Origin of the sequence: Tardiphaga alba (assembly GCF_018279705.1) — a bacterium.
Classification (GTDB): Bacteria; Pseudomonadota; Alphaproteobacteria; order Rhizobiales; family Xanthobacteraceae; genus Tardiphaga; species Tardiphaga alba.
In genome coordinates this window covers 5,470,180-5,492,103 of record NZ_CP036498.1, presented here as the reverse complement: position 1 = coordinate 5,492,103, position 21,924 = coordinate 5,470,180, and the positions used below count along the sequence as shown (strand labels likewise).

The window sequence follows — 21,924 nt, the reverse complement described above, 5'->3', positions numbered from 1 at the left end:
TGCTTAATGCCTGCTTAATTTTCCGCGAAACGGGCGGAAAGACCGTGAAATATGTGAAATGCATGCCATGTGGGAGCCGGTCGCGCCATGGCGCCACGACATCCGGCCCCAGGGCAGAACGAGATATCAACCAAATGCCGGCAGGATGAGTGCTTTCAATGGCTCAACAGTGCGGGCTGCCTATGACTGTGCTTGACGATCCCCTGGGCGCAACACCGTCTGAACTATCCGAGGAATTGATCTTCCTGATCGCCTCGGTCTCGACGGATGACCAGCGCAAATACGCGACCGAACTGTTCCGCTACTACGCACGACAGGTCGAATTGGACGCCTATCGCCGTGGTCAGCAAAGCATGATGGCTCCGCAATTGCCGCCGCCTGTCAGTACCGAAGCTCCCGGTATCCAGCCGACCGCAAATGCCTCCCATGAGATCGCAGTCAGCCTGATTCCGCAGGTGCGATGGGAGGATTGACGCGCTGGCGTCATCTTTTAGCGCACCATCCGCCGCACGTTATCAATTGGCTTAACCATTCGCTGGCCAAATGACGCCTGTGATTCGTGCGTCCCAATTCGTACAGAGCGGTTGTCCAGTGAGTGTAGTCATTCCTTTCCCGAAGCGTACGGCCGAACCGGCCGTTGAGTGCGAAATCGATCTGTTCAGTGCAGTCGATCTGGCGATCCGCGATCTCCGCGAGATTTCCGAAATTGCTAATGAGGTCGGCCGTGCGCGTGCGCGCGAATGCCTCGCGATGCTTGAGAACGCCTATGCCGAGGCGCTGCAGGCCTGATAGCCCGCACTTCGCGACAGGAGATCGCAATGCTGTTTCTGGTGATCTCCGAACCGCGCGCCGAGCGTCCGTCAGATATGGCTGCGACGCGCCAGACGTTCTGGCCGTGGATGGCAGCGTATCAGGCGTCAGGTATATGCCAGCATATCTATCCCCGCGTCGGCCGCGGGGCGGTGGCGGTGTTCAAGGTCGAGAGTAACGACCAGCTTCACCGCATCCTCAATGAATGGGCCGATCTGATCCCAGCGCAGTTCGACGTCTATCCGCTGGTTGACGTGCAGGCGACGGCGGCGCTGCTGGCGTCGCAGGTTGCTGCTGCTGCGAAATAAAACAGTTTCACGCCGCATCGCTGCCACAGATCCATCGGCGCGGGCCATGGACTCCGAAAACACGCATGCCTATATGCGTGGTCTCCCCTCATTTCGTTATCGGGCTCATTCATGACGACCACTGACACCGCTGCATCCGTTTCCCAGCCGTTCCAGGCCGAAGTCGCCGAACTGCTCAATCTGATGGTGCACTCGGTTTATTCCGAGACCGACATCTTTCTGCGTGAGCTCGTCTCCAATGCGTCGGATGCTTGCGACAAGCTGCGCTACGAGGCGATCGCGAATCCGTCGCTGATCCCGGAAGGCCAGTCGCCCAACATCACGATCATCCCGGACAAGGATGCCAATACGCTCACCATCGTCGATACCGGCATCGGCATGGACCGGCAGGAGCTCATCGACAATCTCGGCACCATCGCGAAGTCCGGCACGAAGTCGTTCCTGTCGCGCCTCACCGAAGCCAAGGACGGCGTCGGCCTGATCGGACAGTTCGGCGTCGGTTTCTACGCAGCTTTCATGGTGGCCGAAAAGATCGTGGTCACCTCGCGCCGCGCTGGCACCCATGATGCGTTTACCTGGACCTCCACTGGCGGCGCCGGTTTCGAGATCGGCCAGCTCGCGGATGGCATGAGCGCCCCCGTGGGGACATCGATCGCGTTGCATCTGAAGGACGATGCGAAGAAATATCTCGAGACTTACGAGATCGAGCGCATCGTCAGCGCCTATTCCGACAATATCCAGTTCCCGATCCTGCTCAAGGACGGTGACGGGGAGCGGCGCCAGATCAATTCGGCCAGTGCGCTGTGGCAGCGTTCCAAGTCCGAGCTGACGGCGGAGGACTACAGTAAGGCCTACAAGTCGATCGCGCATGCCTATGACGAACCGGCGCTGACGCTGCATTACCGCGCCGAAGGCCGCTACTCCTATGCGGTCCTGCTGTTCGCGCCGTCGAGCAAGCCGTTCGATCTGTTCGAGCCGAACCGCAAGGGGCATGTGAAGCTCTATGTTCGCCGCGTCTTCATCACAGATGACGCCGACCTTCTCCCGTTTTATCTGCGCTTCATCCGCGGTGTCATCGATGCCGAGGATCTGCCGCTGAACTTGTCGCGCGAAATGCTGCAGAACAATCCGCAGCTTGCGCAGATCCGCAAGGCGGTTGCGACCCGCGTCATCGGCGAGCTGGAAAACCTTGCCGACAAGGATGCTGAAACCTTCGCCAAGATCTGGGACGCCTTCGGTCCGGTGATCAAGGAAGGCATCTATGAAGACTTCGAGCGCCGCGAAAAGCTGCTGGCGCTGTCGCAGTTCACGACCACGACGGGCGAGAAGCGGACGCTGAAGCAGTATGTCGCCGATCTGAAGCCGAACCAGACCGAGATCTATTATCTCGCCGGTGACAGCCTCGATCGCCTGAAATCCAATCCGAAACTGGAAGCGGCCAAGTCGCGCGGCATCGAAGTGTTGCTGCTGTCGGACGCCGTCGATGCGTTCTGGACCTCGGCTCCGCTCGATTACGAGGGCAAGCCGTTGAAGTCGCTCAGCCAGGGTGAGATCAATCTCGACCTGATCCCGCGTGTCGATGAGGACATCAAGGATGAGGCGAAGCCGGACGCGGCCGACGAGGGCTTGACCATTGCCGTCATCAAGGAAGCGCTCGGCGAGCGCGTCTCGGACGTCAAGGTCTCCACGCGCCTCACGACATCGGCGTCGTGCCTCGTTGCCGGCGGTCACGGACCCGATCGCGAGCTCGAGCGGATGCTGGCGATGCAAAATCGCGGCAGCGCCACCAAGCCGGTGCTCGAGGTCAATCTACGGCATCCGCTGGTGGTGAAGATCGCCACAGCCGACAAGGCCGAGGGCGGAGAGGCGTCAGATATCGCCTTCCTGTTGCTGGAGCAGGCGCAGATTCTCGACGGCGAACTGCCGGAAGATCCGGCCGCTTTCGCGACCCGTCTCAATCGCCTGGTGCTGCGCGGCCTGTGAGCCGCGCTTTTCCGGCACGAGAGCGAGGCGCGGCCAGACATGGTTGATGCCTCGCTAAAAAACACGGTTAGCGAACGGTAAAACGCAAACTTAAGGAATGTCGTCGAAGGTATCCGCACCCTGATGCAGTTGGTGCGTGATTCCATGACAAGACTTCCGGTTATCGTTGCGTCGATCCTGATGGGTGCCGGTCCGGTGCTGGCTGCAGATATGCCGGACTTGCCGCCGTCATATCCCGTCGCGGTTTGGAACTGGACGGGGGCTATGTCGGCGCCCATCTGGGCGGCGGATCGGGCAAATCCAGCTTCACGGACAGCAATGGTCCGGCGGTCTACAGCGGAGATGTCAAAGCGCCGACGGCGCTGGGTGGCATTCAGCTCGGTTACAATCTTCAGCTGGGCCGCAATCTGGTGCTGGGCGTTGAAGGCGATATCAGCGCTGCCGGCGCCAATGGCACCAATACGTGCTTCGCGTCATCGGGCGATTTCGTGTCTGCCAATTGTCGCGTCCAGTACGACGCGATGAGCACGGTCACCGGTCGCGTGGGATTTGCGACCGGTGAGGCCGGACGCACGCTGCTTTACGCGAAAGGCGGCGTCGCCTGGCTGAAGCAGAAGGTCGACATCAACACCAATCGAACGGATTTCATCACCGAAACCAGCAACCAGAAATGGGGATGGACGGTCGGAGCTGGTATCGAGCGGGCGGTGGCGCCAGCCTGGTCGGTGAAAATGGAATATGACTACGCCGACTTCGGCAGTTTCGGCATGGCGACGCCCGAAAGCGCAGTGCTGCAGCAGTTACCATTTCCGCAATATGTTGCGACAGCGCCCGGCAACACCACGGTGACGCAGAATATGCATGCCGTCAAAGTCGGGCTGAACATGAAGTTCGGCACCGATGTCTCCGCGCGCTTTGACGATTCCGAGCCCTTCCATCTGCGCGGCACCCAGCGCGACGAAGATCCGAGCATGCTGGGTGACGTCGAAATCGGCGGTCGTGTCTGGTACTCGTCCGGCACTTTCCAGAAAGACCTCGGCGCAACCACGAATCTTGCGCAGCAGACCAAGCTGATCTCCCGGCTAACTTATGAAAGTCCGGCCGTCTCGGGCGAAGTCTATGGCCGCGTCGACGGTCTTGCCGATTTCTTCCTCAAGGGCTTCATCGGTGGCGGCAAGCTGCTGAGCGGCAAGATGGTGGATGAAGACTGGGTGATCGAGAACAATACGGTCCCGTATTCGAACACGATTTCGGATCCCGTACGCGGCAGCATCGCCTATGCCACGGCCGATATCGGCTACGCGTTTCTCCGCGGTGCCGGATACGATATCGGCGCCTTTGTCGGCTACAATCACTACCGTGAGAACAAGGCCGCCTATGGCTGCGCACAGGTCGCCAGTGCATCCATCAACGCGCCCTGCGCGCCGCCGATCCCCGGATCGACGCTGGTCATCACGGAAGACGATACGTGGAACTCAGTGCGAGTCGGCCTCAACGGCGTCTTCATGCTGACTGACCGTTTGAAATTCACCGCTGACGCCGCCTACCTGCCCTATGTCCGGTTCTCGGGCGTCGATGATCACGTCCTGCGCACCGGCGTGCCGACCACCCTCTCGCCGGAACGCGGCGAGGGTCGGGGCGTGCAACTGGAGGCGATCCTTTCCTATTACGTGACGCCGTCATTCAACATCGGCGCCGGCGCACGGTACTGGGCGATGTGGGCCACGGATGACGCCACGACCAACGCGTTCGGCAATCCATGCCCGTGTCAGACCCTGCCGGCGCGCACCGAGCGGTTTGGTGGCTTCCTGCAGGCGGGATATTCGTTTAACAGCCTCTAGAGCATGATCCCGAAAAGTGGATACCGGTTTTCGGGTAAGATCATGCTCTGACAAATAAGAAGACTAGAGTTAGATTCATCGGAGATGAATCTAACTCTAGAGCGGCCTTGAGAATACGACAGCGGATCATTCGCCAGGCCGCATGCCTTGTCGTCACGGGAATTGCGTAATGAGCAGCGTCTTCGAAAAACTGATCGCCAAATATGCCGAACGCGGTGATTTCGAGCGGTTGAAGGGCTATCGGGCCGATCGGTTGGCCCTCCTGGCCAGCATTCGGGACGGTAGCTATGAAAAGATGCACCTGATCTCGGATACCGATCCCGTGTCGATGGTCGCCGAGATCGAGCGAGAACTGGCCTGTGTCGAAGCCGCACTGCTGAAGCAGCAGTGACCGCGTGCGCCGCAGCAAGCGCCGTCATAGGACCGTTGCAGATCGCGCAAATCTGATCCGATATCCGAGCCTTAGCCGAAAGATTATATGGCCCGGTCCGAGCTTCTAAAATAGCGTGCGCCCAAATTACAAACCTGGGAGGCATTTATGAAGTTCGGACTGTTGTCGACGGCTGCGCTGTGCGGTCTTTTTCTCGCGACATCGACGCTGACGCCCGCCGCGGCGCAGGGTGTCAAGATCGGCATCCTCAACGACCAGTCCGGCGTTTACGCCGATTACGGCGGCAAGTGGTCGCTGGAAGCCGCCAGGATGGCGGTCGAGGATTTCGGTGGCGAGGTGCTCGGCGGCAAGGTCGAGCTGGTCACCGCCGACCACCAGAACAAGCCTGATCTCGCCGCGGCCATTGCGCGCCGCTGGTACGACGTCGAGAACGTCGACATGATCACCGAGCTCACCACCTCCTCGGTAGCGCTGGCGGTGCAGGAGCTGTCGGCACAGGCCAAGAAGATCGATATCGTCGTCGGTGCGGCGACCTCGCGCATCACCGGCGATGCCTGCACGCCCTATGGCTTCCACTGGTCGTTCGATACCCGCGCCCTCGGCGTCGGCACCGGCGGCGCCCTGACCGAGACCGGCGGCGATACTTGGTTCTTCCTGACCGCAGACTATGCCTTCGGCTATTCGCTGGAAAAGGACACTGGTGACATCGTCAAGTCGAAGGGCGGCAAGGTGCTCGGTGCCGTGCGCCATCCGCTGAATTCATCAGACTTCTCGTCCTTCCTGCTGCAGGCGCAAGCATCCAAGGCCAAGGTCATCGGTCTAGCCAATGCCGGCCTCGACACCACCAATGCGGTGAAGCAGGCGGCTGAATTCGGCATCGTTGCCGGTGGCCAGAAACTGGCTGGCCTGCTGCTGACGCTGGCGGAAGTCCACGGTCTCGGCCTCAATGCGGCGCAGGGCCTCGTATTGACGGAGTCGTTCTATTGGGATCGCGATGACAAATCGCGCGAATTCGCCGAGCGCTTTTTCAAGCGTACCCAGCGCATGCCGAACATGATCCAGGCCGGCACCTATTCGGCGACGCTGTCCTATCTGAAGGCCGTGAAGGCCGCCGGCACCAAGGACTCCGATGCTGTCGTCAAGAAGCTGAAGGAGCTTCCGGTGGACGATGCCTTTGCCCAGGGCGGCAAGGTGCAGGCTAACGGCCGCCTGGTGAAGGACCTCTATCTGTTCGAGGTCAAGAAGCCGGCGGATTCCAAGAAGCCGTGGGACTACTACAAGCAGCTGGCCGTGGTGCCCGCCGCGTCGGCCTTCCCGCTCGCCAAGGACAGCGGCTGCCCGCTGACGAAGTAATCTTCGGCAAATATCTACAAATCGATGTGATGGCCGGGCTCGCCCCGGCCATTCTCGTTCAGTATCCCGTCATCTCCAGATAGCCGACGCCGCTATGCGAGCCTGTGAAGCGCACCGGCCCCTCCCAATAACTAAACGTCGTCGCCATCCAGCTCTGCGCATTCAATGGCGTTGTCTCGATCTGCAATGCGCGCGATTGAATTGCGATGCGCCATGCGGTCGGGACTTTTCGGCCCGCGACATCCGTTATGGCCATCGGCGCCATCGCGATCGCATCGGTCGGCAGTGGCGCCGATTTCCCATCCGCCGTGATCCAGTTGCCAGCAAAATAGTGGCTGCCATCCTTCTGGCGCAGCCGGAACAGCATCAGCTTCTCATCATTGGGCAGATGCAGCGAGAACCAGTCCCAGCCGGTCTGGTCTGACGCCAGCGGCTGGCTGGAATATTCACGATCCATCCAGGCGCGGCCGGTGACGGCGATGTCCTTTCCGTCGATCGCAAGCGTGCCGGCCGCAGTGAAGTAGGGCTGGCTGTAATAATACGACGCCTGGCCGCGCTCGGATTTGCGGCTGTAGCCGGCGTCGCCCTGCAGCACCAATGGCTGCTTGGCATCAAGGCGAAGCCGATAGTTGAAATTCTCCGCCGATGCCGAGACCTCGAGCGGTGCTACATTCATGTCGGAGAAGCCATCGAGCCCGCGCGTATCCCACGCATCGATCCAGGCGCGGAATGGCGTCGCGGTCACGCCGGCCTGCCCGATGCCGCCGCGAGCAAACGTCTCTGCCGCATGATGCGCCGTGGCCGAAGTGATGCCGGCATGCCCCATCCAGACCTGCGGCGTTGCCCAGCCGTGGTCCTGCGTGCTCGGCGCCATCGCCTGCCGGAATAACGTCCATTGCGCGCCATAGGCATTGCCGGATGCGTCGATGAGATTGGCGGTCAGGTACCACCACTCGATGCGGAATTCGGGATGCGGTCCGTGATCCGCCGGAAAAGTGAGCGCGCGGCCGGGGATCACCGATGCGAAGCCATCGGCATCGCGGCCGAGCCCGGCAAAGCCCTGTGCCCATGCGCGTGGCGTGGCGACGCCCATCAGCGCCAGGCCGCCGACAAAATGGCGCCGTGTCAGCCTAGCGTTCATTGGCGAACACTTTCACGAGTTCGGCCGGCTGCATCCGTAGCAGCCGCAGGATCGGCAACAGCGAAGCCAACAGCGCGGCCAGCAGGGCGACGCCGAGCAACTCGACAAGCTGCAGCGGGAAAACATGGAACGGCAGGCGCCAGCCGAAAGCCTTCACATTGACGATGGCGATCAGGCACCATGCAACGAGCAGACCGAGCGGCAATGCCAGCAACGAAGTGATCAGTGCCACGCACATGGTCTTCAAGAGCTCGATGCCCGCGAGCCGCCGCCGCGTCAGGCCGATCGCCCAGAGCGGGGCCAGTTGAGGCAGGCGTGAATTGCTCAGGGTCAGCAGGCTGGTCAACAAGGCGACCCCGGCGACGCCGAGGGTGAACGCGTTCAGCGCGGAGGTGACGGCGAAGGTGCGGTTGAAAATGCCGAGCGATTCCTTCTTCACGCTGGCCTGATCGGCGAGATTGCGGCCATCGAGGCCGAAACGTGCGCGAATGGCGTCGATCAGCGGAGCGATACTTTCTGGCGCTGTGCGAAGGCCCATACGGGTCTGCGGGCTATCGGGAAAGTGCCGGAGCAGCGCATCGACATTGACGGCGAGCTGGCCTTTCGGATTGCCGTAATCGGCATAGACCGCGACGACCTGAAGAGGCCAGGGGCCTGTCGGCGTCGGCACGGTGATGCTCGCACCGATGCCGAGCTTCATACGCCGCGCGAGTTGCTCGCTGATTAGCGCGCCATCGCCGACACGAACCCGATCCCATGCATCGCTGGTCGCATCGAGCAGCGGCCAGTGGTCACGAAACGTCGCATGATCCGGCAGGCCGTTGATCTCCACAGGCGCTCCATCGAGCTGAATGTCCGCGCGGCTGCCGGGCAGGATGGCCTGCACGTCGGAACGTTGCTTGAGCCAGTCCTTGAGCTCGCGCGCCTGATCGTTGCTGGCCGCATTGATGTAGATCTCCGACGATAAGCGTCCGTCGAGCCATTGCGTGAAGGTGCGACTGAAGCTCTCAACCATGGTGCCGACGCCGACATTGACTGCGAGCGCTAGCAGCAACGCCATCAGCGCGAGCGAGAGGCCGGAGAGTTGCAGGCGGCTGTCGGCCCAGAACCAGGTCAACAGTGGGCGGTCGGCGCTGCGTTCACCGGCAGCGAGGATGACGCCGAGGATGACCGGCAATGCGAGCGCAGCTCCGAACAGCAGTGCAGCCAGTACGACAAATCCCGCGACCAGGGAGTCGCCGAACCATGAGACCAGAGCTGCAATGATCAGCACGCCGAGCGATGCGAGGCCCTGCAAGGTCAGCCATCGCTGCTGCGCCTGCTGCCACGCATAAGGTTGCGCGGATGCGAGCAGGGGGAGGCGGACGGCTTTGAGCAGGCTCGATGTGGCGGCGAGCAAGGCGCCGACCACGGAAATCGCGAGGCCTGCGATCCACCATTCCGGCTTGAGTGTGAGCTGGCCGGGGATCTGCGCGCCATAGAGCCCGCGCAGGCTGGCGGCCACGTCGGGCAACAGCGACGCTGCAATGACATAGCCGCAGATGAGGCCGATGACACCCGCGAACAATGCGATCGCGACGAGTTCGACGATAAGGACCGTGTTGAGTTGCCGCGCCGAGATGCCACAGGCGCGCAGCGTGCGCAGCATCGGGAGGCGTTGCTCGAAGCCGAGGCCAATCGCGGAATTGACGATGAACAGGCCAACGAAAAATGACAGCAAGCCAAATGCCGTCAGATTGAGGTGAAAACTGTCGGTAAGACGTTCGAGATCGGTCTCGCTCTCGGGCTGCACCAGATTGAGCTGCTCGCCGGTGACGCTCTCCAGCGCGCGAGGCGCGCCCTTCGCCTTGCCGATCAGGAGGCGCGTGAGTTGATCGGGCATCGCCAACAAGGTCTGCGCGATGCCGATATCGACCACGATGATGCCGGGCGCGAGAGCCGGTTGCAATTTCAACGGCGGCAGCATGCGGCCATTGCCGAGCGTCGGTGTTGCACCGTCGCGCAGGCCGAGTTCGGTCAGGGTCTCGCGCGAAATCAAGGCTTGTCCTGGCGGCGCGATAAAGGCCTGTGCGCCCGATGTGCCGATCTCGGCGGCAGCGCTGGCTTCGGGCGGCATGGTCACCGGTTCGATGCCGAGCAAGCGCACGCTGCGGCCCTCGATCTGGACGCGCGCTTCCAGCACCGGTGACACCGGCCAGCCCGCGCGGCGAAGGTCGACGAAAAGCTGCTGCGGGAATGCGCCGCCGTTCGGCGACACCAGCATCGTTGTACGCGCGCCGCCGAAGGCAGCCGCGGCGCGGTCATAGCTCGTACGGGCCTGCTGGTTCAGCGCCTGCACGCCGCTCCACAATGCGGTGGCGGCGATCAGGCCGATCATCAACGTAGCGAATTGCAGCGGATGCCGGCGCCAGTGGCTGAGCAACACTGCAAGGACCCACAGCGCGCGTTTCACGCGATGAGTCCGGCATGGAGATGGACGTGACGATCCAGCGTCGCGGCGAGGCGCGCGCTGTGGGTCACCATCAGGAAGCCGCAACCGGTCCGCGCCACGAGATCGCGGGCAAGCTGCAGCACCTCGTCCGCCGTCTCTTCATCGAGATTGCCGGTGGGCTCGTCCGCCAGCAGCAGCGCAGGCTTTGGCGCAAGCGCACGCCCGATGGCCACGCGTTGCTGTTGCCCGCCGGACAACTGCTCCGGATAGCGTTTCATCAGCGCGCCGAGGCCGAGCCGGTCGATCAATTCGTCCTGCCAGGCTGCGTCATGCTTCCCCGCGATGCGCGACTGGAAAGCGAGATTGTCAGTGACGGTGAGTGACGGGATCAGGTTGAACTGCTGGAACACCAGACCGACGCGGTCGCGGCGGAGCGCGGCGCGTTCCGTATCGTTGAGTTTTGTCACGACCGTATCGCCGAATACGATCTCACCGCCATCGGCCTCGTCGAGGCCCGCGATCAGGTGCAACAGCGTGCTCTTGCCGCTGCCGCTTTCGCCGGTGAGCGCGACGCTCTCGCCGGCGGCCACAGCGACGTCAACGCCGCGCAGGACGGCAACCTGTTCCTGGGCGGAGCGATAGGATTTTGTAAGACGACGAACCGTGAGCATGCAGTGTCATCCTAGCAAGGACGCTGCGGGAGATCACGGCCTCAATGCGCCGTTCGCGGCTCCGTGATCGCGCGTGGTTTTCGCTCCGAGATCAGCGCCAGCAACACGGTTGCCGTCATGAAGCAGGCGGATGCGCCGAACACCCAGTGCGGCAATGCGTGATCCATGAACCAGCCGAACATGATCGGCGAGACGATGCCGCTGAAATTGAAGCCGGTGGAGACGATGCCGAAGGCGCGGCCGGCAGCGCCGGGCGGTGCGGCCTGCCGCACCAGCATGTCGCGCGAGGGCGTGATCACGCCGCCGAGGAAGCCGGCGACGGTCATGGCGGCGACGATCGCCCAGGCTGGCAGCGAAAAGGCCGCGATGGCGCCAATGATCGCGGCGTTGATGGTGAAACACACGGCCGCCACGCGGCTGTGATGCACGGTGCGATCCGCCAGCCAGCCGCCGGCCAATACGCCTAAGGCGCTGGCGGCGAGGAACGAGGTCAGCGCGACATTGGCGGAGGATAGCGTGATGCCATAACCGTTCATCAGCGCCACAATGCCGAAACTGTTGATGCCGGACTGTGACAGCGCGAGCAGCGTGAAGAACAGCGTCAGCATCATGATGGCAGGCGTCATCACGCTGACCTTCGGCGCTTCCGCGCCGCCGGCCTTGCGGATCTGTGCGGTACCTGCATCGGGAATCCCGACGACAATGAGCATTAGCGCGATAGCGACACCGATTGCGCCGGCGACGATCAGTGCGCCCTGGCCGCCGACCGAGGCGAGAAGTGCAACCATCATCGGCGGAGCGACTGCGCCGCCCACAAAACCGGCAAAAGTATGGATCGAGAAGGCGCGGCCCATTTTGGATTCGTCCATATGGGCAGCCAGAATGGCGTAGTCGGCTGGATGATAGACGCTGTTGGCGAGGCCGAGCAGGCCGGCGCAGATGATCAATGCGGGATAGCTCAGGAACAGGCCGAGCACGACCAGCGCGCAGCCGCCAAGCAGGACACCCAAGATCAGGATGATACGCGCGCCCACGCGATCGACCAGAAAGCCGATCGGCGCCTGGGTGAGGCCGGAGACAACGGCGAAGGTGGTCAGCGCGAAGCCGAGGTCGATATAGCTGACGCCGAGCCGATCCTTCAGGAACGGAAACAGCATCGGCAAAACGAAAATATGGAAATGGCTGACCCAATGCGCGACCGAGATCGCGCTCAGCGTGCGCGTCGGTGAATACTGGGTTGTATCGGCGGTCGTGGCCGGAATATCGACCATCCCTGTTCCACCCTTTGACGTTTGTTGGGCGAGAAAAGCCCGCGATTTCAATCTGTTCGACTATCCCTAGGGCTGGTTGGACGAAATGTCCATGAGTGCTGGGACATGCGGTGGTTGCAGGCGGCGCGGGGCTGCAAGCTCTCTCTGAAGAGTGGTCCACCGTCTTTGAGGCAGGCGATCTGATTGGGTGTTTCCCGCGAAGGGCGAGGTGACCGGCTGATGACCGCTTGATGTGTATCAATGCCTACAGACGCCGTCGGTCTATTCCGGTGATGCCGCGCAATGACGCGCGAACGATGCAGAGCCGGGGGAGACATGAAACAGCAGATGGCCGCCGTGCCGCCGCTCGTGCCTTGCGCGACAGCTTCCATACAGCCGACAGGTTTTTTTGCGCGGCTCAATTTCGCCGACCGCCGACAATTGATGGCGCTCGGCGAGCGGGTGCCGCGTGGCGCGAACGAAGTTTTGTTTGCGCAGGGCGCGCCAGCAGCGCGCTGCTTCAGCGTTATCGAAGGTGTGGTCTGTCTGTCACGCACGGTCGGCGATCACCGTCGACAGATTACCAGTTTCGCTCTGCCCGGTGACGGCCTCGAAGTCGGTGCGCAGCAGCGGCACGAGGTCTCGGCCGCAACGATCGGGCCTGCGCTGGTGTGGGAAATCGCCCGTGACAGCTTCGCGCAATTCGTCAGCCATAGGCCTTACGTGTTGCAGGCGGTGGTTGCTTCGGTCGCCGCCGATCTCACCGAAGCGCATGAGCAGATGTTTTCGCTCGGTCGTCGGCCGGCGGAAGAGAAGCTCGCAACCTTTCTCGCCGTGTGGTCCGAGCGGCTGGCGCGTCTCGGCAGGGATGTCGATCCGCTTCCGCTGCCCATGAGCCGGAAGGATATCGCCGACTATCTTGGCCTCACCGTGGAAACAGTGTGTCGCACGCTGGCGAAGCTGGAGCGGCGTGGTGCCATCGAGATCCTGCCGGGAAAGGTCCGTTTGCTCGCAGATCCCGCCGGGCTGCTTCAGGCGTGCGGATAGCAGCCGCGGTTTTGATTTCAATCAAGCAGCCGATGACGGCGATGTGATTGATAGAATTGTTCTTGGGAAAACTCATCATGACAAGTCAGGCTGACCGCGTGAAGTGGATGACGATAGGGGAGTCAGGACTCTCCCTCGTCTGCATCGTCACCGTGTTTCTCTCCATCATCGCTTCGGCCAAGGCCGAAGATGCGGCTTACGCGTTTCACGTGGCCGTGTTTGGCGTCGCCGCCCTGGCGGCGCTTTTCGCGATTCTCAATCGCTATTTCGCGCGCGGTGATCTTCCGCCGCAGGAAATCGATGGTCGACCCAACTACAATATGGGGCCGATCAAGTTCGCCGCTGTCGCTTCGGTGGTCTGGGGTATCGCAGGCTTCCTTGTCGGCCTGCTGATTGCGCTGCAGCTTGCATGGCCCGCGCTGAACTTCGATCTGCCATGGACGAGCTTTGGTCGTCTGCGACCCCTGCATACGTCTGCGGTCATCTTCGCTTTCGGCGGCAACGTGCTGATCGCGACATCCTTCTATGTGGTGCAGAAGACCTGTCGCGCGCGTCTCGCCGGCGATCTGTCGCCATGGTTCGTCGTGCTCGGCTACAACCTGTTCATCGTCATCGCGGGCACCGGCTATCTGCTCGGCGTCACGCAGTCGAAGGAATATGCGGAGCCCGAATGGTATGCCGACCTGTGGCTGACCATTGTCTGGGTGATGTACCTGCTGGTGTTCGTCGCCACGCTGATCAAGCGCAAGGAACCGCATATCTTCGTCGCCAACTGGTTCTACCTTGCCTTCATCATCACCATTGCGGTGCTGCATCTCGGCAATAATCCGGCGCTGCCCGTCTCGATCTTCGGCTCCAAGTCCTATGTCGCCTGGGCCGGTGTGCAGGATGCCATGTTCCAATGGTGGTATGGCCACAACGCGGTGGGCTTCTTCCTCACCGCCGGCTTCCTCGCCATCATGTACTACTTCATCCCGAAGCGCGCGGAGCGGCCGGTCTACTCCTACCGCCTGTCGATCGTGCACTTCTGGGCGATCATCTTCCTCTACATCTGGGCTGGTCCGCATCACCTGCACTACACGGCGCTGCCTGACTGGACGCAGACGCTCGGCATGACCTTCTCGATCATGCTGTGGATGCCCTCCTGGGGCGGCATGATCAACGGCCTGATGACGCTGTCGGGTGCGTGGGACAAGCTGCGGACGGATCCGGTGCTGCGCATGCTCGTGGTGTCGGTGGCCTTCTACGGCATGGCGACTTTCGAAGGCCCGCTGATGTCCATCAAGGTCGTCAACTCGCTGAGCCACTACACCGATTGGACCATCGGCCACGTGCATTCCGGTGCGCTTGGCTGGGTCGGCTTCGTCTCCTTCGGCGCGCTGTACTGCCTGGTGCCGTGGCTGTGGAATCGCAAGGGCCTCTACAGCCTGAAGCTGGTGGAATGGCACTTCTGGGTCGCGACGCTCGGCATCGTTCTCTACATCTCGGCGATGTGGGTCTCGGGTATCCTGCAGGGCTTGATGTGGCGTGCCTACACCTCGCTCGGCTTCCTCGAATACTCGTTCATCGAGAGCGTCGAGGCGATGCACCCCTTCTACATCATCCGTGCGGCAGGCGGCGGTCTGTTCCTGATCGGCGCACTGATCATGGCCTACAATTTGTGGATGACCGTGCGTGTCGGCGAGGAAGCATCCGACGCCACGCTCGGCAATGCCGCGCTGCAGCCGGCGGAGTGAGGATCACACCATGTCGTTCTGGAGCAGACACCAAGTCCTTGAAAAGAACTCGATCATCCTGATCGTGTGCATCATTCTCGTCATTGCCGTCGGTGGCATCGTCGAGATCGCGCCGCTGTTCTATCTCAAGAGCACCATCGAAAAGGTGGAGGGCATGCGGCCCTACACCCCGCTCGAACTCGCCGGCCGCAACGTCTATGTGCGTGAAGGTTGCTACCTCTGCCATACACAGATGGTGCGTCCGCTGCGCGATGAAGTGGAACGTTACGGCCACTACTCACTGGCTGCGGAAAGCATGTACGACCATCCGCACCAGTGGGGATCGAAGCGCACCGGGCCGGATCTCGCCCGCGTCGGCGGCAAGTATTCGGACGAGTGGCATGTCGCGCACTTGATCAAGCCGCAGAATGTGGTGCCGCAGTCGGTGATGCCTGGCTACAAGTTCCTGGCTGAAACCCCTGTCGATCCCGCAAATGTCGCTGGCCATCTGCGCACCAGCCGCGTCGTCGGCGTGCCTTACACCGACGACCAGATCGCCAATGCCGTCGCCGATCTCAAGGCGCAGGCTGACCCCGACAACGGCGATGTCGATGCCCTGACCAAGCGCTATCCGAAGGCAGTGGCGCGCAACTTCGATGGCAAGCCTGGCTTGCCGACGGAGATGGATGCGCTGGTCGCCTATCTGCAGATGCTCGGCACGCTCGTCGACTTCAAACTTTACAACGACAAGGCCAACCTGCGCTGAGGACAGATCATGCGTGCCATTCTGACCGTCGAGAATTTTGCTTCGAACCTCGTGCTCACCATGTGGACTCCGCTGTTCGTCGGCATCTTCATCGCCATCATCACTTACGCGCTGTGGCCGCGCAACAAGGCCACGTTCGACGTAGCGGCGCAGATGCCGCTGCGAGAGGATTGATGCCATCATGAGCGATCATCACGAAGAACTCGACCACGCCACCGGCAAGACCACGACAGGTCATTCCTGGGACGGCATCAAGGAGCTCAACACGCCGCTGCCGCGCTGGTGGGTGTGGACCTTCTATCTCACCATCATCTGGGCGGTGGGCTATTGGGTGGTTTATCCCTCATGGCCGCTAGTCTCCAGCTACGCCACCGGCGTCATCGGCTACTCGTCACGTGCGGACATCAGCGTCGAGCTTGCCAATCTCGACAAGATCCGAGGCGACAAGATGGCGGCGCTCAACAATGCGTCGCTGGAGCAGATCGAAAAGGATCCAGCGTTGTTGGCGCTCGCCCGTGCCAAGGGCAAGACTGTGTTCGGTGATAACTGCGCGCCGTGTCACGGCAGCGGCGCTGCTGGCTCCAAGGGCTTCCCGAACCTGAACGACGACGACTGGTTGTGGGCGGATCGTTGGATCAGATCGAAAAAACGATCAAGTTCGGTGTGCGTTCGGGCAATTCTGAAGCACACGAAGGTGCGATGCTCGCCTTCGGTCGCGACGGCGTTCTGAAGAAGGATGAGATCGTCACGGTGGCAAACTATGTTCGCGCGCTGGCCAATCTGCCGACGGCGAAGGGTTATGATGCGGAAGCCGGCAAGAAGTTGTTTGCCGACAATTGCGCCTCATGCCACGGCGATGCCGGCAAGGGTAACCAGGACATGGGTGCGCCGAACCTGACCGATGGCATCTGGCTCTACGGCTCGGATGAGGCGACGCTGATCGAGACCATCACCAATGGCCGTAACGGCGTGATGCCGGCCTGGGTGGGGCGTCTCGATCCATCCACCATCAAGGCTTTGACCGTCTACGTACACTCCCTGGGGGTGGACAATAAGTCATAGGGGCGCCCGGACTGTTTCGAGCGCCCCTTTGACGTACATCAATTGAATCAGGCCGCCGAGGTCTAGGGTCATTCCAAAGAAGCGAGTGACCATGATGAACAAGCCAGTCCCCCCTCGGAATTTGACTACGGCCCACTCTATGCGCCGCAGAAAAAAGTCTATCCGCAGAAGGTTTCGGGCACGTTCCGGAACATCAAATGGGCGCTGATGGCTGTATGCCTTGGCATCTACTATTTCCTGCCCTTCGTGCGCTGGGATCGCGGACCGGGCGCTCCCAATCAGGCGGTTCTCGTCGATCTGATCAATGGTCGCTTCTACTTCTTCTTCATCGAGCTGTGGCCGCAGGAAGTTTATTTCTTCACAGGCCTTCTCATTCTCTCCGCCCTTTCGCTCTTCCTGATGAACGCTCTCGGTGGCCGCATCTGGTGCGGCTATCTTTGCCCGCAGACCGTGTGGACCGACCTCTTTTTCGCAGTGGAGCGGCTGATCGAGGGGATCGTCGTGAACGCTTGAAGAAAGCTGCCGCCAAGAAGCTGACCATCGAGCGCGTGGTCGAGTTGACGTTGAAGCACTCGATCTGGTTGCTCATCGCGTGGTGGACCGGCGGCGCTTGGGTGCTTTATTTCAGTGATGCGCCGACGCTGGTGAAGGAACTCGTCACCTTTCAGGCGCCAATGGTGGCTTATGCCTGGATCGCGATCCTGACGGCAACGACATACACGCTTGGCGGCTGGATGCGCGAGCAGGTCTGTCTTTACATGTGCCCATGGCCGCGCATTCAGGCAGCACTGACCGACGAGTGGGCGCTCAACGTCACCTATCGCCACGATCGCGGGGAGCAGCGGACATCGCTGAAAAAGTCGGTGGAACTGCGAGCGGCGGGCAAGCCGGCCGGCGATTGCATCGATTGCTATCAGTGCGTCAATGTCTGCCCCGTCGGCATCGATATCCGCAATGGGCTGCAGATGGACTGCATCCAATGCGGCCTCTGTATCGATGCCTGCGACAGCGTCATGCAGAAGGTCGGGCGACCGACCCGGTTGATCGCTTACGACACCGATATCAACATTGCGCGACGCCAGGTCGGGAAGTCCAACATCTATCGGGTCATTCGTCCCCGGACGATCGTTTATGTCGTCATGATCGCTTCGGTGGGCGCCATGATGCTCTATGCGCTGCTGACGCGCTCGATGCTGGACATCAATGTGCTGCATGACCGCAATCCAATCGCGGTGCGGCTCGCTGACGGATCCGTGCGCAATGCCTATACGGTCAGGCTCCTGAACAAGCGCGATAGTCGCGTCGTGACGCTCGACGTGGAAGGCCCGACGCAGGCCACGGTGCATGTGGTCGGTCGCGACAGCGTCGCGGCAGGACGATCGGAGATTGTGGTCGGTCGTGATCAGACGGCAGAGCTGCGTGTTCTGGTGACAGCCCCCGCGTCATCCGTCAGGACCGTCCCGCTGACGATGCGTGTGACAGATATTGCCAGCGGCGAGACCGCACAGGCGACCGACAATTTCGTGATGCCATGAAGGAGGCTGCCATGAGCAATGCAAACGTGACGGCCGGGCAGGCCACCAAACGGCCGATCACCGGGCGCTTTGTCCTGATCTGTTTGATCGTGTTCTTCGGCATGATCATCGGCGTGAATGTGGTGATGATGAAGTTCGCGCTGCAAACCCTGCCTGGTACCGAGGTCGACAGCCCCTATGCGGCGAGCCTTGCTTACGGCAACGAGATTGAAGCAGCACGTGTGCAGGCTGCGCGCGGCTGGAACGTGAGTGGTCACGTCGCGCGCGATGCTGACGGTGCTGCGTCTGTCCGCGTCGAGGCCCGTGATCGGGATGGTGCGGCGCTATCGGATGTTGTGTTTACCGGGCGCCTTGACCGGCCGGCCGATCGCCGGTTGGACCAGCCAGTTGAACTCACTGCGGTTGGCAACGGCGTCCATCGCGGCCGCGTCGCGCAGCTGGCTGCCGGGCAGTGGGACTTGCTGCTCGAGGGCACGCGCAATGGTGAACGCGTGTTTCTGTCGCGTAACCGCGTCATCTTGAAATAGGAGGCGTCATGCAATCGCTCATCTACCTCATCCCGCTCGCCCTGGCGCTCGGAGGTCTTGGCCTGTGGGGCTTTCTGTGGTCGCTGAGATCGGGACAGTATGACGATCTCGAAGGCGCCGGCTGGCGCGCCATTCTCGATGACGATCAGCCCGCGAAACCGCCGGGTGATGCACGCTGAAGTCCTGCCGATCCGCTAGAATATCGCGCGGCCTGCGAGAAAGGGTTGCGCTGCAGGCGCGCCACGGCAGCTCGCCACTGCGCGCATGGGTCCGGGAATAGTTCTTGCAAACGATGCAGCATCGCATGACGCTCCGTTATGTGGAGTGAATCGTTCTGGAAGAAGCGACCCGATGTATGATGTGATTGTTGTCGGCGGCGGCTCGGCCGGCGCTGCCATGGCTGCCCGTCTCACCGAAAATCCTGCCACCCGCGTTCTGCTGCTCGAAGCCGGCCTCGACTGGCGCGCAGCGGAGGCGCCGTGGGAAGTGACGACGGCCAATCCGATCCCGATCATTCACCAGCGTGAATTTCAGGAAAAGTGGCAGTGGCCCGATCTGCACTCCCGCCGTGTCGCCGGGCAGGACCAGCGTTTCTACTGGCGCGGTAAGGGTCTCGGTGGCTCCTCCATGATGAATGGCCAGATCGCCATTCGCGGTGTCGCCGATGCCTTCGAAGAATGGGCCGATCTCGGTTGCACCGGCTGGTCGGCCAAGGAGATCATGCCGCTGTTCTCGGTGATCGAGGACGATGAAGAGCGCGGCGACGAGCCCGGCCATGGCCGCGGCGGTCCGCTGCCGGTCTATCGCGCGCCGCCGGCGACATGGGGCCCGATCGACAGCGGTCTGCGCGACGCCGCGCTGGCGTCGGGCTACAAATGGTGTGACGACGTCAACGGGCCGGACGGTGAGGGCGTTGCCTGTTATCCCATCAACAGCCGTAATTTGCGCCGTATCTCTACCAATGAGGGTTATCTCGAACCGGCACGCGGCCGCGCCAATCTCGAGATTCGCGGGCATGCGATGGTTGATCGTGTGGTTCTGACGGATGGACGCGCGACCGGTGTCGTCGTCCATATCGACGGCCAAGGCACGCAGGAGATCAGTGCGCGCGAGATCGTCTTGTGCGGCGGTGCCATCCATAGTCCGGCTATTCTGCTGCGTTCGGGCATCGGGCCTGCGGCCGATCTTCAGGGCATGGGTATCGCAGTTCAGTGTGATCTGCCGGTCGGCCAGCACTTCTTCGATCACCCGCTGTTCCGCCCATTGATCAAGCTGCGCGAAGATGTGGCTCCGACGGATCGTGATACGCGCCACACCAATTGCTGCGTGACCTATTCGTCGGGTCTCGATGATGGTCGCCGTGACATGATCTTCATCGCCTTCAATCATCGCGGCATCGGTAATCCCGGCGCCATCGGTGCCGGCCTGTACCGCGCATATTCGCGTGGCACACTGAAGCTGACCTCACGCGATGCGTCCATCGATCCGGTGGTCGAGGAGAACATGCTCGCCGATCCGCGCGACATGGCGCGCATGGTCGATGCAGTGAAGCGCCTGGCCATCATTACCGCACAGCCTGCTCTGACAAACATTTCCGAATGGATCGGCCTGTCTGAAGGCGGCTTGACTATGCAACAGGCGGCAGAACTGCCGACTGCGGAGCTCGAAGCCATGCTGCGCCGTGAGACCGGCGATATCCAGCATGCCGCCGGCACTTGCCGCATGACCGGCTTCGATCGCCGTGACGGCGTCGTCAACCCCGATGGCACCGTGAAGGGCATCAAGGGGCTCCGGGTTGCCGATGCTTCGATCATGCCTGCGGACTGCCGTGCCAACACCCATTTCACCACGGTGGTGATCGGCGAGAAGATTGCGCGCATCATGCGCGCCGAACAAAAGTGAAAGAGCTGATGTCTTCCAATTCTGAAGCTTTGATCGTTGAGTGGCTGGCCTCTCAAAGGCAGTCGATGATCGATCTGCTGCGCGATGTCGTGAATATCGATTCCGGCTCCTATGACAAAGCTGGCGTCGATGCCGTCGGCGAGCGCTTCCAGCAGCACTTTGTCGAACACGACATCGGAACCTGGCGCGAGCCGAACGACGTCTATGGTGATGCCGTCCATGCCGTCGTCACCAAGCCTGGCAGCAACGCGAAGCCGATCCTGCTGCTCGGCCATCGCGATACCGTGTTTCCCAAAGGAGAAGTCGCGAAGCGTCCATTCACCATCAAGGATAACAAGGCCTACGGTCCTGGCGTTGCCGACATGAAAGCCGGCGTCGTCATCAATGTGTTCGTAGCTGCTGCACTGAAGAAATTCGATGCGGCGCCGCATCCGATCAAGGTGCTGATCACCGGCGATGAGGAAATCGCCTCGCGTGCGTCCAGACCGATTATCGAGCGCGAAGGACGCGCTGCGCGGGCTGTCTACAATTCCGAACCCGGTCGTCCGTCCGGCAATATCGTCACCGGTCGCAAGGGCGGCGTGTTCATGCGCTTCGAGGTGTTCGGCAAGGCCGCGCATTCCGGCAACAACTTTGCCGTCGGCGTCAGTGCCATTGGCGAAATCGCGCATAAAATCGTGCAGATCCATGCGCTTACCAATCTGGACAAGGGTATCACGCTGAATGTCGGCCTGATCTCCGGCGGCCAGTCGGTGAACACGACGGCGCCCTATGCGTCCGGCGAGATCGACTTCCGCTATGTCGAACCGTCCGATCGCGCCGTGATCATGGGCGCGATCGAGAACATCGTCGCGACTTCGACGGTGCCCGGCACTACGGCGAAGCTCCATGTCGATGGCGAGTTCCTGCCGCTCGTTCAGGATGCCGCGGCGAAGGCGATGTTCTCGGTATATCAGGCTGCGGCGGTCGACTCAGGCCTCGCCACGCTGGCCGGTGAATTTGCCGGTGGCTGCGCCGATTCCGGCTTCACGGCCAGCGTCGGTACGCCGACCCTGTGCGGCCTTGGTCCGGTGGGCGGCAATGTCCACACCGACCTCGAATGGCTCGACATCGACAGCATTGTGCCGCGTGCACAAACGCTGGCGCGTGCGATCTTGCGATCCGACCTCTAGCGGAAGCCGGGGAGACAGG

The 21,924-nt window shown here is 61.6% G+C and carries 19 protein-coding genes and 2 pseudogenes; 17 read left to right on the top strand and 4 right to left on the bottom strand.

Going from position 1 to position 21,924, the window contains the following annotated elements; genetic code table 11:
• Positions 1-182: 182 nt before the first annotated feature.
• The 7 genes from RPMA_RS26195 (at position 183) to RPMA_RS26165 (ending at position 6,686) form a co-directional block, all read left to right on the top strand.
• A complete protein-coding gene (locus RPMA_RS26195) occupies positions 183-473 on the top strand; it encodes a hypothetical protein (protein ID WP_211910609.1) in 291 nt (96 codons plus the stop codon).
• A 118-nt stretch (positions 474-591) separates the two neighbouring features.
• The gene (locus tag RPMA_RS26190) at positions 592-789 is read left to right on the top strand and encodes a hypothetical protein (protein WP_211910607.1); all 198 of its coding nucleotides are present in this window, start codon (positions 592-594) and stop codon (positions 787-789) included.
• 29 nt (positions 790-818) lie between these two features.
• Complete coding sequence (locus RPMA_RS26185; RefSeq protein ID WP_211910605.1) at positions 819-1,118, top strand: DUF3303 family protein; 300 nt, start codon at positions 819-821, stop codon at positions 1,116-1,118.
• Between the two features lie 111 nt (positions 1,119-1,229).
• Positions 1,230-3,101, top strand: a complete 1,872-nt coding sequence (gene htpG, locus RPMA_RS26180) for a molecular chaperone HtpG (RefSeq protein WP_211910604.1) — start codon at positions 1,230-1,232, stop codon at positions 3,099-3,101.
• A 245-nt stretch (positions 3,102-3,346) separates the two neighbouring features.
• Positions 3,347-4,942 carry an outer membrane beta-barrel protein gene (locus RPMA_RS26175; protein ID WP_249225430.1) on the top strand — a complete coding sequence of 532 codons (1,596 nt, stop codon included), beginning with the start codon at positions 3,347-3,349 and terminating at the stop codon, positions 4,940-4,942.
• 169 nt (positions 4,943-5,111) lie between these two features.
• Positions 5,112-5,333 (top strand): hypothetical protein, encoded by a 222-nt coding sequence (locus RPMA_RS26170; RefSeq protein WP_211910602.1) that lies wholly within the window; start codon positions 5,112-5,114, stop codon positions 5,331-5,333.
• 147 nt (positions 5,334-5,480) lie between these two features.
• Positions 5,481-6,686, top strand: a complete 1,206-nt coding sequence (locus RPMA_RS26165; RefSeq protein ID WP_211910600.1) for an ABC transporter substrate-binding protein — start codon at positions 5,481-5,483, stop codon at positions 6,684-6,686.
• A 58-nt stretch (positions 6,687-6,744) separates the two neighbouring features.
• Here RPMA_RS26165 and RPMA_RS26160 read toward each other — a convergent pair whose 3' ends face one another.
• The 4 genes from RPMA_RS26160 to RPMA_RS26145 are packed head-to-tail and all read right to left on the bottom strand — an operon-like array spanning position 6,745 to position 12,200.
• On the bottom strand, positions 6,745-7,827 hold the full coding sequence (locus tag RPMA_RS26160) for a lipocalin-like domain-containing protein (RefSeq protein ID WP_211910592.1): 1,083 nt from the start codon (positions 7,825-7,827) through the stop codon (positions 6,745-6,747).
• Positions 7,817-10,279: an FtsX-like permease family protein gene (locus RPMA_RS26155; RefSeq protein ID WP_211910584.1), complete on the bottom strand. Its 2,463-nt coding sequence runs from the start codon at positions 10,277-10,279 to the stop codon at positions 7,817-7,819. Before RPMA_RS26155 ends, RPMA_RS26160 begins: the two co-directional genes overlap by 11 nt.
• The gene (locus tag RPMA_RS26150) at positions 10,276-10,929 is read right to left on the bottom strand and encodes an ABC transporter ATP-binding protein (RefSeq protein WP_211910581.1); all 654 of its coding nucleotides are present in this window, start codon (positions 10,927-10,929) and stop codon (positions 10,276-10,278) included. Before RPMA_RS26150 ends, RPMA_RS26155 begins: the two co-directional genes overlap by 4 nt.
• A 41-nt stretch (positions 10,930-10,970) precedes the next feature.
• On the bottom strand, positions 10,971-12,200 hold the full coding sequence (locus RPMA_RS26145) for an MFS transporter (protein WP_211910580.1): 1,230 nt from the start codon (positions 12,198-12,200) through the stop codon (positions 10,971-10,973).
• A gap of 315 nt (positions 12,201-12,515) precedes the next feature.
• Here RPMA_RS26145 and RPMA_RS26140 point away from each other — a divergent pair, with 315 nt between their 5' ends.
• The 10 genes and pseudogenes from RPMA_RS26140 to RPMA_RS26095 all read left to right on the top strand — a co-directional run bounded on the left by RPMA_RS26140 (position 12,516) and on the right by RPMA_RS26095 (position 21,905).
• A complete protein-coding gene (locus RPMA_RS26140; protein ID WP_211910579.1) occupies positions 12,516-13,226 on the top strand; it encodes a Crp/Fnr family transcriptional regulator in 711 nt (236 codons plus the stop codon).
• A gap of 107 nt (positions 13,227-13,333) precedes the next feature.
• On the top strand, positions 13,334-14,962 hold the full coding sequence (gene ccoN, locus RPMA_RS26135; RefSeq protein WP_211913838.1) for a cytochrome-c oxidase, cbb3-type subunit I: 1,629 nt from the start codon (positions 13,334-13,336) through the stop codon (positions 14,960-14,962).
• A gap of 10 nt (positions 14,963-14,972) precedes the next feature.
• A complete protein-coding gene (gene ccoO, locus RPMA_RS26130; RefSeq protein WP_211910578.1) occupies positions 14,973-15,707 on the top strand; it encodes a cytochrome-c oxidase, cbb3-type subunit II in 735 nt (244 codons plus the stop codon).
• A 9-nt stretch (positions 15,708-15,716) separates the two neighbouring features.
• Entirely contained in the window at positions 15,717-15,881 is a 165-nt protein-coding gene (locus RPMA_RS26125) for a cbb3-type cytochrome c oxidase subunit 3 (protein ID WP_211910576.1), read from the top strand.
• Between the two features lie 7 nt (positions 15,882-15,888).
• Positions 15,889-16,769: pseudogene (gene ccoP / locus RPMA_RS26120) on the top strand (cytochrome-c oxidase, cbb3-type subunit III).
• Between the two features lie 114 nt (positions 16,770-16,883).
• A pseudogene (gene ccoG, locus RPMA_RS26115) lies at positions 16,884-18,304 on the top strand (cytochrome c oxidase accessory protein CcoG); the annotation flags it as partial.
• On the top strand, positions 18,301-18,831 hold the full coding sequence (locus tag RPMA_RS26110; RefSeq protein WP_249225428.1) for a FixH family protein: 531 nt from the start codon (positions 18,301-18,303) through the stop codon (positions 18,829-18,831). The pseudogene ccoG and the gene RPMA_RS26110, both read left to right, overlap by 4 nt.
• Before the next feature lie 8 nt (positions 18,832-18,839).
• Positions 18,840-19,010: a cbb3-type cytochrome oxidase assembly protein CcoS gene (ccoS, locus tag RPMA_RS26105; protein WP_211910574.1), complete on the top strand. Its 171-nt coding sequence runs from the start codon at positions 18,840-18,842 to the stop codon at positions 19,008-19,010.
• Positions 19,011-19,182: 172 nt separating this feature from the next.
• Positions 19,183-20,733: a GMC family oxidoreductase gene (locus RPMA_RS26100; RefSeq protein WP_211910573.1), complete on the top strand. Its 1,551-nt coding sequence runs from the start codon at positions 19,183-19,185 to the stop codon at positions 20,731-20,733.
• An 8-nt stretch (positions 20,734-20,741) separates the two neighbouring features.
• On the top strand, positions 20,742-21,905 hold the full coding sequence (locus RPMA_RS26095) for a M20 family metallopeptidase (protein ID WP_249225427.1): 1,164 nt from the start codon (positions 20,742-20,744) through the stop codon (positions 21,903-21,905).
• Positions 21,906-21,924 lie beyond the last annotated feature (19 nt).